This is a genomic window from Pseudomonas sp. LBUM1659 (genome assembly GCF_059716045.1).
In genome coordinates this window covers 4058484-4072862 of the sequence record NZ_CP166797.1, presented here as the reverse complement: position 1 = coordinate 4072862, position 14379 = coordinate 4058484, and the positions used below count along the sequence as shown (strand labels likewise).

At 55.8% G+C, this 14379-nt stretch carries 12 protein-coding genes; 3 read left to right on the top strand and 9 right to left on the bottom strand.

Going from position 1 to position 14379, the window contains the following annotated elements; translation table 11 throughout:
- Positions 1–55 precede the first annotated feature (55 nt).
- The 6 genes from hflD to ACA048_RS18385 form a co-directional block, all read right to left on the bottom strand.
- Positions 56–679 carry a high frequency lysogenization protein HflD gene (hflD, locus tag ACA048_RS18410; protein WP_497625701.1) on the bottom strand — a complete coding sequence of 208 codons (624 nt, stop codon included), beginning with the start codon at positions 677–679 and terminating at the stop codon, positions 56–58.
- Positions 676–1809 (bottom strand): tRNA 2-thiouridine(34) synthase MnmA, encoded by a 1134-nt coding sequence (gene mnmA / locus ACA048_RS18405; RefSeq protein ID WP_497625700.1) that lies wholly within the window; start codon positions 1807–1809, stop codon positions 676–678. The genes hflD and mnmA overlap by 4 nt, the downstream gene beginning before the upstream one ends.
- 59 nt (positions 1810–1868) lie before the next feature.
- A complete protein-coding gene (locus tag ACA048_RS18400) occupies positions 1869–2315 on the bottom strand; it encodes an NUDIX hydrolase (RefSeq protein WP_497625699.1) in 447 nt (148 codons plus the stop codon).
- A gap of 375 nt (positions 2316–2690) precedes the next feature.
- The gene (locus tag ACA048_RS18395) at positions 2691–5309 is read right to left on the bottom strand and encodes a M66 family metalloprotease (RefSeq protein ID WP_497625698.1); all 2619 of its coding nucleotides are present in this window, start codon (positions 5307–5309) and stop codon (positions 2691–2693) included.
- Positions 5310–5952: 643 nt separating this feature from the next.
- The gene (locus ACA048_RS18390) at positions 5953–8178 is read right to left on the bottom strand and encodes an NADP-dependent isocitrate dehydrogenase (protein WP_497625697.1); all 2226 of its coding nucleotides are present in this window, start codon (positions 8176–8178) and stop codon (positions 5953–5955) included.
- Positions 8179–8445: 267 nt separating this feature from the next.
- Positions 8446–8673, bottom strand: coding sequence for a hypothetical protein (locus ACA048_RS18385; protein WP_497625696.1), 228 nt, complete (start codon positions 8671–8673; stop codon positions 8446–8448).
- Here ACA048_RS18385 and icd point away from each other — a divergent pair.
- On the top strand, positions 8672–9928 hold the full coding sequence (gene icd / locus ACA048_RS18380) for an NADP-dependent isocitrate dehydrogenase (protein WP_310352947.1): 1257 nt from the start codon (positions 8672–8674) through the stop codon (positions 9926–9928). The genes ACA048_RS18385 and icd overlap by 2 nt on opposite strands.
- Positions 9929–10020: 92 nt before the next feature.
- Here icd and ACA048_RS18375 read toward each other — a convergent pair whose 3' ends face one another.
- On the bottom strand, positions 10021–10302 hold the full coding sequence (locus ACA048_RS18375; protein ID WP_497625695.1) for a cold shock domain-containing protein: 282 nt from the start codon (positions 10300–10302) through the stop codon (positions 10021–10023).
- A gap of 225 nt (positions 10303–10527) precedes the next feature.
- Here ACA048_RS18375 and clpS point away from each other — a divergent pair, with 225 nt between their 5' ends.
- Entirely contained in the window at positions 10528–10911 is a 384-nt protein-coding gene (gene clpS, locus ACA048_RS18370) for an ATP-dependent Clp protease adapter ClpS (protein ID WP_020799529.1), read from the top strand.
- A 30-nt stretch (positions 10912–10941) separates the two neighbouring features.
- Positions 10942–13212, top strand: coding sequence for an ATP-dependent Clp protease ATP-binding subunit ClpA (gene clpA, locus ACA048_RS18365; protein ID WP_046032479.1), 2271 nt, complete (start codon positions 10942–10944; stop codon positions 13210–13212).
- Positions 13213–13350: 138 nt separating this feature from the next.
- Here the strand turns inward: clpA and infA are convergent, their stop codons facing one another.
- Positions 13351–13569 (bottom strand): translation initiation factor IF-1, encoded by a 219-nt coding sequence (infA, locus tag ACA048_RS18360; RefSeq protein WP_002553999.1) that lies wholly within the window; start codon positions 13567–13569, stop codon positions 13351–13353.
- Between the two features lie 100 nt (positions 13570–13669).
- Positions 13670–14377 carry an arginyltransferase gene (locus ACA048_RS18355; RefSeq protein WP_497625694.1) on the bottom strand — a complete coding sequence of 236 codons (708 nt, stop codon included), beginning with the start codon at positions 14375–14377 and terminating at the stop codon, positions 13670–13672.
- Positions 14378–14379: the final 2 nt, after the last annotated feature.

Below are 14379 nucleotides of genomic sequence, written 5' to 3'. Positions count from 1 at the left end.
TGCCAACTGACCGGCGTATTACGCGTAATGCAGAGTAAATAGTTGTCTGCGCGACTTATTCGTTACGCATCAAGGGGTAAAGCTCTTTCAGCAACTTGCGGCGGCTGATCACCAGTTGCCAGCGATGTCCACCCAACTGCCGCCATAGGCGTGCCGAGCGAATCCCGGCCAGCAACAGGGCGCGGATTTTCGAGGCATTGCTCGGCTGCTGCAGGTTGCGCATGTCGCCGTGGACCTGAATCCGTTGGCGCAAGGTGCTCAGGGTGTCCTGGTACAGCGCGCCGCAGGCGGCGATCACGTTTTCATGGGCTGGGCCGAAATGCTCGACCTGGGATTGGATCTGCGGCAAGCGCTTGCCAATCACTTCCAGCATGTCGCCGCGCTTGGCCAGCTGACGCTCCAGACCCAGCATCGCCAGTGCGTAACGCAAGGGTTCGCGCTGAAGGGTGCTCGGGTCACGTTCAAGTGCGCCGACCAGGGCGCGATAACCTTCGCGCAGATTGATGTCGTCACCGCCGTAGACTTCCAGCGTGTCCTTGGGATCGCGAATCAGCAGGCTGCCGAGCATGCAGGTCAGGCCGGCTTCAGAGGTCTGGCCGCTCTTGGCAATCTTGTCGACGAGGACGGCGGCGAGGAACACGCCGCCCAGCGCCGTCAGTTGCTCTTGGGTCGGGTTCATTGTTGCTGGCCTTTACTGGTCCATGGCTCGGCAATTTCGATCACGCCGCCACCCAGGCAGATTTCACCGTCATAAAACACCACAGACTGGCCTGGGGTAACCGCGCGTTGCGGGTCATCGAAGGTTGCGCGGTAACCGGTGGCGGTTTTCTCCAGCGTGCAATGCTGATCGCTCTGGCGATAGCGGACCTTGGCGGTCAGCTTGCGCGGCTCGGTCAGGTCGATCGGGTTGACCCAATAGATGTCCGAAGCGAGCAGGGCGCGGGAGAACAGGTACGGGTGGTCATTGCCCTGGCCAACGATCAGTTCGTTATGTTCCAGATCCTTGATCAGCACGTACCACGGCTCGTCACTGGCGTCTTTCAAGCCGCCGATGCCCAGTCCCTGACGCTGGCCGATGGTGTGGTACATCAAGCCGTGGTGACGGCCGATCACTTCGCCTTCGGTGGTCTTGATCTCGCCGGGCTGCGCGGGCAGGTACTGCTTGAGGAAGTCGCTGAAGCGGCGTTCGCCGATGAAGCAGATGCCGGTGGAGTCCTTTTTCTTCGCAGTCGCCAGCTCGTATTTCTCGGCAATCGCGCGCACTTCGGGCTTTTCCAGTTCGCCGACCGGGAACAGCGTCTTGGCGATCTGTTCGCCGCCAACGGCGTGCAGGAAGTAGCTCTGGTCTTTGTTCGCATCCAGGCCCTTGAGCAGCTCGGTACGACCGTCGATGTCGCGGCGACGCACGTAGTGACCGGTGGCGATCAGGTCGGCGCCGAGCATCATGGCGTAGTCGAGGAACGCCTTGAACTTGATCTCGCGGTTGCACAGGATGTCCGGGTTCGGCGTGCGGCCGGCCTTGTATTCGGCCAGGAAGTGCTCGAACACGTTGTCCCAATACTCAGCGGCGAAGTTGGCGGTGTGCAGCTTGATGCCAATTTTGTCGCACACGGCCTGAGCGTCCGCCAGGTCGTCCATGGCGGTGCAGTATTCCGTTCCATCGTCTTCTTCCCAGTTCTTCATGAACAGGCCTTCCACCTCGTAGCCCTGCTCGATCAGCAGGAGGGCGGAAACGGAAGAGTCCACGCCGCCGGACATGCCGACAATGACGCGCTTCTTTTGTGTGTCAGAAGGGGCTGGATCACGCATAGGGATTCAATGAGTGTCTTGAAAAAGGACGCGATTCTAACAGGCCGGAGCCCGCAAGGCTAAAGAGAAGGGCGGATCAGTTCGAGACCGAAGTGTTTACCGTCCAGATAATCATCGATGCAGCGGATGATCAGCTCACTGCGCCAGTTTGCGCGCTGTTTCAGCAATTCGTCACGCGTCAGCCACTTGGCGCCGACGATGCCGTCATCCAGCTGATAGTCCGGGTGGTGTTTGAGTGGTTTTGCAATGAAGCAGACCCGTTGGTAAGTCACGCCGTTGCTGGGGGCGGTGTAGAGGTAAATGCCGACGACGCCGGTCGGCTCGACGTCCCAACCGGTTTCTTCGAGGGTTTCGCGGATGGCGGCTTCGGTCAGCGTTTCGTCCGGGTCCAGGTGGCCAGCCGGTTGATTGAGCACGACACGGTCGTGTTTAAGTTCTTCGACCATCAGGAAGCGGCCGCTGTCCTCGACGATGGTGGCGACAGTGATGTGGGGTAACCAATCCATGAAATGCCCTCAATTTTGATTGTTGAAACACCAACCTTGTAGGAGCTGGCTTGCCAGCGAAGACGTCAGGTCAGTCAATAGAGATGTTAAATGATAAGCCGCTGTCTCGGGTGAGGCCGACCACGAGTGGTCATTCACCGGCGGCAACCTAAAGTCTGTTCGGGTTTTGGAGTCAGAATTGTCGATTCAGAAGTCCCGCAGGCTTTTAAAGGTCGTCGTTGCGAAGAAAGAAAGCGGCGGCGAATGAAAATAAAAGAAGAGAATCTTTGAGCAGACACCGCGAGCCCGTGAGGCGATGGCTTCACAGGCTGGGTGGTAAACAGAGCACCTTGTCAATGCGCGAACGCCCGACATGTGCCCTCTGCAGGCAAAGCCCTACTCACCATTGATCGTATAAGTAAGGTCTGTTTCAGCTGGCGCAATGCTTTGCCGAAGTACGATATCGCCATTGCAAACAAGCGTTACCGTGCGTGGGTGAACAGATTCCGCAATGTTAATGTGGAACTTGTTCATCACGTTGCTCTGTAAACGATAATTTTCCAGCTTGAAACGCTGAACGCCGTTCTCGGATTCCACCCACAGTTGGCAGTCGGTGGAGGTCAGCGTGCTGCTGTCATCTGCATAAAGAAAGCCATAGGCTCCGTGCAAGGCGGGGTAAATGTAACTTTGCAGCTCTCCTTGCGGATCGAAATAACCAACCAATGTCGTCACGGGAACACCAGACACTTGTGGGCGCCGTTCAACACTCAGGTCTTTTAGCTGCACTCGCTCTTTCCAGCGATCACCATCAGAAATGTAGTATTTCCTGGTCCCGTGCGATAGCTGAATACTCAGACCATTAATGTAGAGCTGTGTGTTATAGGTGGCATTATGATCAATAGTGATAATGCGTTGATTATTTTCCTGTGAGGCTGGCGGAACATGAATGGAGGAGGCCCAGTTGTCATCCCCCATCGCAACATTGAGTACCTGGTGCCTGGCCAGCAGATTAATCAAATTGTATTCTGTCAGGTCGTTTGTGGGGGCGGTGACTCGCGTCATGCTCATATCCAGAACGATGCATTCATTCCAGGTCAAACCGTTCGATATATAACTGATTTTTAAACCTTGTTTTACTGGAATGACCAGGCCATTGATATAGAGCTGGCTGTTGTACGTGGCACGATGATCTACGCTAATTACACATTGGTTGTTGGTCTGAGAAGCCGGTGGAACAAAGATGGAGTGGGTGTAGTTCCCATCCTCCATAAACACCTTTACCATTTGGCTCTTGTTGAATAACGCCGAGAGAGTTTCTTCACTCAGGTCGTTGTTAGAGGCAATGATCTGTCTGACTACGTCCACCCTGTGCTCATAGGGTTCCATGCGCTGCGTGGCCGGATCCCATTTGCGAAAACCTGTGGGCGAGTCGGCCGCGAATACCACTTTGCTTTCCAGAAACGCCTGAATGATTGTCGCCGTGTATGGGGTGTAAAGAGTGTAGCGGTTAAGCCGGGACATCGGCTCGCCACCGGCCATCGAATCACGCCCGAAAGCCCGACCATGGAAGGGCGGTTGGCATGTGCCTTCATGGCAAGCGTCCTGATCGGTGGATATCGGCCAGAAGTTAGGGATGAACTTGTAATGGTTCGAGTCCCATCCCCAGGTTGAGTTGATCTCGTTGGCAGCTTGGTGCACAGAGCCGTCAAAGCCGCCAGGGAAGTGCCCCAACCCATAATTGTGCCCCAGTTCATGGCTAAACTCGTTACCCAATGAACTGTCGAGGGTCACCATGCCCGCGCCACCGGAACCACCATGCACCTGAATACCGTTGGAGTATTTTCCCTGACTGTTGTGAGCTGTGAGTTGAGCGGCTGTATAAGGGGTCCATTCGCCTCGGCCCGCCGAGCAGTTGACGCCATAGTTGGCATGGTTGATGCCGAGTGAAATCAGTTCCTTGCCAATAACCCCCCGCATTGTGCCGCTATGCCACCCGCCCTCGCTCGGATCAAAATCCGTGAGCAACGTACCATCAGCTAACATCACCTCGGGTAGATAGAGGGACTGATACTGGTTCACAATCATGCGTGTCACTGGGACAGTCTGGAAATATTCCGTGTGTGCATCGGGATCTTTTGCAAAGGCGTAAGCGTCACGCGGCGCCGTGAGCATGCCGATGTCGATGGTGTTAATGAGCAGTTCGGTGGTGGCACCGACCCATATATCATCCAGCTGCCCGGTCAGGCTGTCGCTGTCAAAGCGCAGGTTGATGCCGGGCTTGATCCACTCGGCTGGAATTTCAACACTCCAGGTATTTTCGGCATAGATGAGCCCTTGGTTTTCCAGCTCGCCATCACGGACCCATCGCCCTGAGATAAACTTGAATTGATGGGTCTGTCCCACAGAGATCGATACCTCCTGATCTCTGTATAAAATAGTCGAGTTGTAGCCGGCGCTGGACCGGGTGCGCACCACCTTTCCTTCCAGGGTCGAGCTGTTTGGCAAGTAAATATTTCTCACCCAGTTGCCATCTGAGGTATGAATCTCGACCAAGGCGTTTTGTTGTAGCTTTTCCAGCAGAAAATCCCCGGACGGATCTCCCAGTTTATTTATTTCGGTGCGGCGGTGGATAGTGTAAGTGGAGCCTGGTGGCGGGGTGAAATCGATCTCATCATCCGGTAAATCATCAATGTAGTAGGCCGTTTTTGGCAGTTGGTCAGAGCTGTTCAGTATTAGCGGGCCAAGCTGTGTGCCATCGCTGTTGTTAATCGTGACTTGCAAGGTATTAACACTGCCCAACGGTTTTACCATGAGTAAGGTTTTGCGCTTTGCAATCAGATGAGGCTGGTGGTCATCGGGTTTGGGCGATACCGGAACGATTTGGCTTTGGGCGAACTGGATATTGGCTGCAAGCGTCCCCTGCAAATCATTGGAGGGTTCATTGGTATTGAAAACCAGCTTATCTGCACTCATTACACTATTGTCGTTCGGTGCGACTTGGTTTTTTGGTTGCATGGCTAAACCTCCTGATTAATACTCTAATTTCCTTAGGCAGCACATAGCGCACTGCTTGAGTTTTATCCTAGAGTCGCCAGTCGGTTGATTTCAATATTTTTACGAGTCTGATATCGGAGGGCTAAATACATTTAAATTTATGCGGGGTAGTGCGATGCTTATGTATTTTTAAATGCTTTAAATCGAATGATGCGTGTATTTTATTTTTACCATCCGAACCCGAGTGGAAATAAAATTAGTCCATAAAACTCTGCCGAGAGTTAGTCTGATTAGACTATTTATCTGCTTTATATGCACCCTGTATGCCGGTAGCCACGGTGAAGTTCAGAACGGACGCTGCCGGACGGCATTCGAGATGGGCGTTGCCCGGACGAGGCGGACGTTGATGGGCGGCTGACCCTTGGCTGTTACCCAGTGGCGAGTGCGAAATTTGCGGCAGCGCCAGGATATGAATCGAGAAAAAAGAAAAGCGCCGGCGTTGCCGCCAGCGCTCTGATATTGCGATGTATCACGATGTATTTATGCATCAAAAAGGCTTGATGCAAAAAACCTTACAACACCGGCCCATGAGGGCGCCCGGTCACAAACGATGTACCTCTAGGGTATGCGTTCAGTGACCGGGCTTCTTTGCATCCTTACAACCTTAAACCAGTGCAGCAACTGCCGCGTTGAAGGTTGCGCTAGGGCGCATGGCCTTGCTGATCAGCTCGGCATCGGCGTGGTAGTAACCACCGATGTCCACTGGCTTGCCCTGAACCGCGTTGAGCTCGGCAACGATGGTTGCTTCGTTCTCGGTCAGGGTTTTGGCCAGAGTCGTGAACTGCGCTTGCAGTGCTGCGTCTTCAGTCTGGGCCGCCAGGGCTTGAGCCCAGTACAGCGCCAGGTAGAAGTGGCTGCCGCGGTTGTCGATGTTGCCGACTTTGCGCGATGGCGACTTGTTATTGTCCAGGAACTGGCCAGTGGCCTGGTCCAGGGTCTTGGCCAGAACCAGCGCCTTGGGGTTGTTGTAGGTCACACCCAAGTGCTCAAGGGAAGCGGCCAAGGCCAGGAACTCGCCCAGGGAATCCCAGCGCAGGAAGTTTTCTTCCAGCAGCTGTTGAACGTGCTTCGGTGCCGAACCGCCAGCGCCCGTTTCGAACAGACCGCCGCCATTCATCAGCGGAACGATCGACAGCATCTTGGCGCTGGTGCCCAGTTCCATGATCGGGAACAGGTCAGTCAGGTAGTCGCGCAATACGTTGCCGGTCACCGAGATGGTGTCCTTGCCTTCGCGAGTCCGGTCCAGGGTGAACTTCATCGCGTCGACCGGCGACATGATGCGGATGTCCAGGCCAGACGTGTCGTGATCCTTCAGGTAAGCCTGAACTTTCTCGATCACTACGCCATCGTGGGCACGCATCGGGTCCAGCCAGAAAATAGCTGGAGTGCTGCTTGCGCGAGCGCGGTTGACGGCCAGTTTGACCCAGTCCTGGATCGGCGCGTCTTTGGTCTGGCACATGCGGAAGGTGTCGCCGGCTTCAACTGACTGTTCCAGCAGGGTGCGACCGGCGCTGTCGGAAACCCGTACTACGCCGTTGGCCTTGATCTGGAAAGTCTTGTCGTGCGAACCGTACTCTTCGGCTTTCTTCGCCATCAGGCCAACGTTTGGCACGCTGCCCATGGTGGTTGGGTCGAAAGCGCCGTTTGCCTTGCAGTCTTCGATGACCGCTTGGTAGATGGTCGCGTAGCAGCGATCCGGGATCACGGCCTTGGTGTCATGCAGCTGACCGTCAGTGCCCCACATTTTGCCGGAATCACGGATCATTGCCGGCATCGAGGCGTCGACGATGACATCGCTCGGTACGTGCAGGTTGGTGATGCCTTTGTCGGAGTTGACCATGGCCAGCGACGGACGAACGGCGTAGACCGCCTGAATGTCGGCTTCGATGGCAGCTTGCTGCTCAGCCGGCAGGGCTTTGATGCGAGCGTACAGGTCGCCGATGCCGTTGTTCAGGTTGAAGCCGATCTGAGTCAGCACGTCAGCGTGCTTGGCCAGTGCGTCTTTATAGAACTCGGCAACGATCTGGCCGAACATGATCGGGTCGGAGACCTTCATCATGGTGGCTTTGAGGTGAACCGACAGCAGCACGCCTTTGGCTTTGGCGTCTTCGATCTCGGCAGCGATGAAGCTGCGCAGAGCGTTTTTGCTCATGACCGCGCAATCGAGGATCTCACCGGCTTGTACGGTGGTTTTTTCTTTCAGGACGGTGGTGGTGCCGTCTTGAGCGATCAGTTCGATTTTGACGGCGTCAGCCGCGTCGATCAGGGCAGCTTTTTCGCTGCCGTAGAAATCGCCGGTGCTCATGTGCGCGACGTGGGACTTGGAGTCTTTAGCCCAAGCGCCCATTTTGTGCGGGTGCTTGCGAGCGTAATTCTTGACCGACAGCGGTGCACGACGATCGGAGTTGCCTTCGCGCAGAACCGGGTTTACGGCGCTGCCCTTGATCTTGTCGTAGCGCGACTTGGCGAGCTTGTCGGCGTCGCTGGTCACGGTTTCCGGGTAGTCAGGAAGTGCGAAACCCTGGGCTTGCAGTTCTTTGATTGCCGCTTGCAGCTGCGGAACAGAAGCGCTGATGTTTGGCAGCTTGATGATGTTGGCTTCAGGCGTAACGGCCAGGTCGCCCAGTTCGGCGAGGTGGTCGGCTACGGCTTTGTCACCCAGTTGCTCGGGGAAGCTGGCCAGAATGCGTCCTGCAAGAGAGATATCGCGGGTTTCAACGGCGATATCAGCCGAGGCGGTGAACGCCTCTACGATAGGCAACAGTGAATAGGTGGCGAGGGCTGGGGCTTCGTCGGTGAAGGTATAGATGATCTTCGAGCGGGTGGGCATATTCGGATTAACTCTCTCTTCTTTGCTAAAGCGTGCGCAGAAACTCGAGGTGCGCCGGGTAAGCGCGTTCGTTCAAAGTCATCCATGAGCCGAATATCGAGATTTCGTTGCTGTGATGTTGGGTGCATCAGTAGGGCGTCAAGCATTCGGGCTGCGGTAACAGACCGGCTTATAGGGCGGAAACTCTCATCATAGAGCCGTTCCGTCGTCGTGACCCTTTAGTCAGCGGCGGCATTATACATAGGTAGCTGGCAATCTGCTGATGGTTCATGAGTAACGATTCTCGTCCATTGGTCTAAAGGTCGCAGGGGCGAGCGGAGCGTAGAGTCGTTCGTCGTGCTTGAGTTTGGCGCTTTTCCCTTTGCTTTCAGGCTTGTAGCCCGCGAGGAATGCAGCTTTGCGGAAGATGGATGGAACATAGGGTTTGCGCGCCGATTTAACTGGGTTACGCTCGAACGAAGCCAGATGTTCAATCCAAACAATGGAGTTCAGCATGGGATACAAGAAGATTCAGGTTCCAGCAGTCGGCGACAAAATCACCGTCAACGCGGACCATTCTCTCAATGTTCCTAACAACCCGATCATCCCCTTCATCGAAGGCGATGGTATTGGCGTTGATATCAGCCCGGTCATGATCAAGGTTGTCGATGCTGCTGTTAAGAAGGCTTACGGCGGCGAGCGCAAAATTTCCTGGATGGAAGTCTACGCTGGGGAGAAAGCGACTCAGGTTTACGATCAGGACACCTGGCTACCTCAGGAAACCCTGGACGCGGTCAAGGATTACGTGGTTTCAATCAAGGGCCCTCTGACCACCCCGGTCGGTGGCGGCATTCGTTCCCTGAACGTGGCCCTGCGTCAACAACTCGACCTTTATGTATGCCTGCGCCCTGTGCGCTGGTTCGAAGGCGTGCCGAGCCCGGTGAAAAAGCCAGGTGACGTCGACATGACGATCTTCCGTGAGAACTCGGAAGACATCTACGCCGGTATCGAGTGGAAAGCCGGTTCGCCGGAAGCGACCAAAGTTATCAAGTTCCTGAAAGAAGAAATGGGTGTCACCAAGATCCGTTTCGACGAAAACTGCGGTATCGGCGTCAAGCCGGTGTCCCTGGAAGGCACTAAGCGTCTGGCACGCAAGGCCCTTCAGTATGTGGTCGACAACGACCGCGACTCGCTGACCATCGTGCACAAAGGCAACATCATGAAGTTCACCGAAGGTGCCTTCAAGGAGTGGGCCTACGAAGTGGCCGCTGAAGAGTTCGGCGCGACCCTGCTCGACGGTGGTCCGTGGATGCAGTTCAAGAACCCGAAAACTGGCAAGAATGTCATCGTCAAGGATGCCATCGCCGACGCCATGCTCCAGCAGATCCTGCTGCGCCCGGCCGAGTACGATGTGATCGCGACCCTGAACCTGAACGGCGACTACCTCTCCGACGCATTGGCGGCAGAAGTGGGCGGTATCGGTATTGCACCGGGCGCCAACCTTTCCGACACCGTGGCCATGTTCGAAGCGACCCACGGGACTGCGCCGAAATACGCCGGCAAGGACCAGGTCAACCCGGGCTCACTGATCCTGTCTGCTGAAATGATGCTGCGTCACATGGGCTGGACCGAAGCGGCTGATCTGATCATCAAGGGCACCAACGGCGCGATCTCCGCCAAGACCGTGACCTATGACTTCGAGCGTTTGATGGAAGGGGCGACGCTGCTGTCTTCTTCTGCGTTTGGTGATGCGCTCATTTCGCATATGTAAGCGGCCTATGTAGCTGAATCACGGTCACACAAAAACCGCCCGCCTCAATACGTTGAGTCGGGCGGTTTTTTATAGCTGGATGACGGGTTACGTCAGCTCGACACCGTTTCTTGTTGGGTGGCGTGCGCGGTCTGTTCGCTCGGGAGCGTGGCAGACGTAATCTTCAGTGCATGCAAGCCTTTGGGGCCCTGAACGATCTCGAAGCTGACGATTTGTCCAGCCTTGAGGGTCTTGTAGCCGTCCATCTCGATAGCCGAAAAGTGGGCAAAGAAGTCGATTTCCTTGCCATCCTCGTCACGACCTTCTCTGGCGTCAGTGTTAATGAAACCGAATCCCTTGGCATTGTTGAACCATTTCACCTTGCCGACTGACATGCTCATATCCCTCTGCTACAGACTCCATCACTGGAGTATCATCCAGTACATCCACAGCCAGTCACTATAAATAAGATTGACTCTGCGGACCTTTTTTACCCACTGTGGGCTCTATTGGTTGTAACACCGTTTTTCCGATAGTCAAGGTGACCGGGCGGTCAGTGTTGAAATCGTCCATAACCGCCCCCACCACTGTATTAGCACAACTGACGAACCTTTCTTTCCATGCATGCAATCAGCCAGATTCGACTAACATTCAATCAGGATCGCCCGACTCTCCAGAAAGATCGTCCGGAGGAACACGACGACGATTCCGCAGGCATTGCTGTTCAGGAGGCGAAGCCTGCGTTACAGGCACCGCCGATGTACAAGGTGGTTTTGTTCAATGATGACTACACACCGATGGATTTCGTCGTCGAAGTGCTCGAGGTGTTTTTTAACCTGAATCGCGAGCTGGCGACCAAGGTCATGCTGGCCGTCCATACAGAAGGGCGGGCAGTATGTGGAGTGTTTACCCGCGACATTGCCGAGACAAAGGCCATGCAGGTCAACCAGTACGCCAGGGAAAGCCAGCATCCGCTACTCTGTGAAATCGAGAAGGACGGTTAATCGCCGACCACTTGGGTATGAGGTGAAGCTATGTTAAACCGCGAGCTCGAAGTCACCCTCAATCTAGCCTTCAAGGAGGCTCGTTCGAAGCGTCATGAGTTCATGACCGTCGAACATCTCCTGCTGGCCCTATTGGACAATGAGGCTGCCGCCACCGTTTTGCGTGCCTGCGGCGCAAACCTCGACAAACTCAAGCATGACCTGCAGGAGTTCATCGATTCCACCACGCCATTGATCCCCGTTCATGATGAGGATCGCGAAACCCAGCCAACCCTGGGCTTCCAGCGTGTACTGCAGCGTGCTGTTTTCCACGTACAGAGCTCGGGCAAGCGTGAAGTGACTGGCGCCAACGTACTGGTCGCCATTTTCAGTGAGCAAGAGAGTCAGGCAGTGTTCCTGCTGAAACAGCAGAGCGTTGCGCGCATCGATGTCGTCAACTACATCGCTCATGGCATTTCCAAAGTGCCTGGGCATGGCGATCACTCTGAAGGTGAGCAAGATATGCAGGACGACGAGGGCGGTGAGTCTTCTTCTTCAGGCAATCCTCTGGATGCTTATGCCAGCAACCTCAACGAACTCGCGCGCCAGGGTCGAATCGATCCATTGGTAGGCCGTGAGCTGGAAGTCGAACGCGTTGCGCAGATTCTGGCGCGTCGCCGCAAAAACAATCCGCTGCTGGTGGGCGAGGCGGGCGTGGGTAAAACCGCGATTGCCGAAGGCCTGGCCAAACGCATTGTCGACAACCAAGTGCCGGACCTGCTGGCCAACAGCGTGGTGTACTCCCTCGACTTGGGTGCCTTGCTGGCCGGGACCAAATACCGGGGCGATTTCGAGAAGCGCTTCAAGGCGCTGCTCAATGAGCTGAAAAAACGTCCGCAGGCGATCCTGTTCATCGACGAAATCCACACCATAATCGGTGCGGGTGCCGCGTCCGGTGGCGTCATGGATGCCTCGAACCTGCTCAAGCCGCTGCTGTCCTCGGGTGATATCCGTTGCATCGGTTCGACCACGTTCCAGGAGTTTCGCGGGATCTTCGAGAAGGACCGTGCCTTGGCCCGGCGCTTCCAGAAGGTCGATGTGTCGGAGCCTTCGGTGGAAGACACCATTGGCATCCTGCGCGGCCTGAAAGGTCGTTTCGAAGCGCACCACAACATCGAATACAGTGATGAGGCGCTGCGTGCGGCTGCTGAGCTGGCTTCGCGCTACATCAATGACCGGCACATGCCGGACAAGGCTATCGACGTCATCGACGAGGCGGGCGCCTATCAGCGTCTGCAACCGATCGAGAAACGTGTGAAACGCATCGAGGTGCCTCAGGTCGAGGATATCGTTGCGAAAATCGCGCGGATTCCCCCTAAGCACGTCACCAGTTCCGACAAAGAACTGCTGCGTAACCTTGAGCGTGACCTGAAGCTGACCGTATTTGGCCAGGATGCCGCCATCGACTCGTTGTCGACGGCGATCAAACTGTCCCGTGCCGGCCTCAAATCGCCTGACAAGCCGGTCGGTTCGTTCCTGTTCGCAGGGCCGACCGGTGTCGGTAAAACCGAAGCGGCGCGTCAGCTGGCCAAGGCGTTGGGCATCGAGCTGGTTCGTTTTGACATGTCCGAGTATATGGAGCGCCACACCGTATCGCGTTTGATCGGTGCACCTCCAGGCTATGTCGGGTTCGATCAGGGTGGTCTGCTGACCGAAGCCATCACCAAGCAGCCTCACTGCGTGCTGTTGCTCGATGAAATCGAGAAGGCGCATCCGGAAGTCTTCAACCTGCTGTTGCAGGTCATGGACCACGGTACGCTGACCGATAACAACGGGCGCAAAGCGGATTTCCGTAACGTGATCGTCATCATGACGACCAACGCCGGTGCCGAAACAGCGGCGCGTGCTTCGATCGGTTTCACCCATCAGGACCACTCGTCCGATGCGATGGAAGTGATCAAGAAGAGCTTCACGCCAGAGTTCCGCAACCGTCTGGACACCATTATCCAGTTTGGTCGCCTCAGTCATGAGGTTATCAAAAGCGTGGTGGACAAGTTCCTCACCGAGCTTCAGGCGCAGCTGGAAGACAAGCGCGTGCAGCTGGAAGTGACGGACGCAGCGCGCAGCTGGCTGGCGGCGGGTGGCTACGACACGGCAATGGGCGCACGTCCAATGGCGCGTTTGATCCAGGACAAGATCAAGCGTCCACTGGCCGAAGAGATCCTCTTTGGCGAACTGGCCGACCATGGCGGTGTGGTGCACATCGATCTGAAGGACGGCGAGCTGACCTTCGAGTTCGAGACCACGGCTGAAATGGCCTGACGTTAAACGCTACAAAGCAAAAGGCGCCGAGAGGCGCCTTTTTGCTGTCTGCTGACTTTGATCGTTCCCCACGCAGAGCGTGGGAATGATCGGCAAACAAAAACGCCCGGCAGAGCCGGGCGTTTTGTATTGACTTGATTAGCGAGCGCGGTAAGTGATGCGCCCTTTGCTCAAGTCATAGGGCGTCAGCTCGACGCGCACTTTGTCACCGGTAAGAATACGGATGTAGTTCTTGCGCATCTTGCCGGAGATATGCGCGGTTACGACGTGCCCATTTTCCAACTCCACACGAAACATGGTGTTGGGCAGGGTGTCGACGACAGTGCCTTCCATTTCGAAGCTGTCTTCTTTCGACATGCAGTAAAGCCCTCGGTGTCCAATGAATGGCCCGGTGCAACTGCGCCAGGCAAAAGCGGCGTGCATTGTGCCCGAAAAATGGGGTTTAAGCCAAGGGGTTCTAGTTCAGGATGACCCAGCGTTGATTAATCAGCAGTTCGATAGGCCGATATTGGGTCTTGTAGCTCATTTTTTTGCAGTTTTTGATCCAGTAGCCGAGGTAGACGGCGTCCAGTCCGAGGCGGCGTGTCTCGCCGATCTGCCAGAGAATCGCGTAACGCCCCAGGCTGCGGCGTTCTTCGTCGGGTTCGTAAAAGGTATACACCGCCGATAAACCGTTCGGGAGTAAGTCGGTGACGGCCACCGCCAGCAGCCGCCCGTCGAGACGAAATTCGTAAAAGCGCGAGAACGGCAGGTCGCGCACCAGGAAGGTCGAGAACTGATCGCGACTCGGCGGGTACATGTCGCCATCGGCGTGACGCTCTTCGATATAGCGCTGATAGAGGCCAAAATACTCTTCGGTGAACTGTGCCCTGGCCGGGCGAATCTGCAGGTCGGCATTGCGTTTGAAAATGCGTTTCTGTTGGCGGTTGGGGGTAAATTGCGCCACAGGGATGCGCGCCGGTACGCACGCATTGCAGTTTTGGCAATGTGGCCGGTAAAGATGATCGCCACTGCGACGAAAACCCATTTCAGACAAATCTGCGTAGACATGCACATCCATGGGCTGGCTAGGGTCGAGGAACAGGGTCGTGGCCTGTTCATCTGGCAGATAGCTGCAAGAGTGGGGCTGAGTGGCATAGAACTTCAAGCGCGCCAACTCGGTCATGA

Bases quoted from the DNA above. Each gene is read 5' to 3' on its own strand.
- infA (WP_002553999.1), bottom strand. From the start codon at position 13,569: ATGTCGAAAGAAGACAGCTTCGAAATGGAAGGCACTGTCGTCGACACC.
- clpS (WP_020799529.1), top strand. From the start codon at position 10,528: ATGCATGCAATCAGCCAGATTCGACTAACATTCAATCAGGATCGCCCG.
- ACA048_RS18390 (WP_497625697.1), bottom strand. From the start codon at position 8,178: ATGCCCACCCGCTCGAAGATCATCTATACCTTCACCGACGAAGCCCCA.
- ACA048_RS18395 (WP_497625698.1), bottom strand. From the start codon at position 5,309: ATGCAACCAAAAAACCAAGTCGCACCGAACGACAATAGTGTAATGAGT.
- ACA048_RS18385 (WP_497625696.1), bottom strand. From the start codon at position 8,673: ATGCTGAACTCCATTGTTTGGATTGAACATCTGGCTTCGTTCGAGCGT.
- ACA048_RS18375 (WP_497625695.1), bottom strand. From the start codon at position 10,302: ATGTCAGTCGGCAAGGTGAAATGGTTCAACAATGCCAAGGGATTCGGT.
- clpA (WP_046032479.1), top strand. From the start codon at position 10,942: ATGTTAAACCGCGAGCTCGAAGTCACCCTCAATCTAGCCTTCAAGGAG.
- hflD (WP_497625701.1), bottom strand. From the start codon at position 679: ATGAACCCGACCCAAGAGCAACTGACGGCGCTGGGCGGCGTGTTCCTC.
- mnmA (WP_497625700.1), bottom strand. From the start codon at position 1,809: ATGCGTGATCCAGCCCCTTCTGACACACAAAAGAAGCGCGTCATTGTC.
- ACA048_RS18400 (WP_497625699.1), bottom strand. From the start codon at position 2,315: ATGGATTGGTTACCCCACATCACTGTCGCCACCATCGTCGAGGACAGC.
- icd (WP_310352947.1), top strand. From the start codon at position 8,672: ATGGGATACAAGAAGATTCAGGTTCCAGCAGTCGGCGACAAAATCACC.
- ACA048_RS18355 (WP_497625694.1), bottom strand. From the start codon at position 14,377: ATGACCGAGTTGGCGCGCTTGAAGTTCTATGCCACTCAGCCCCACTCT.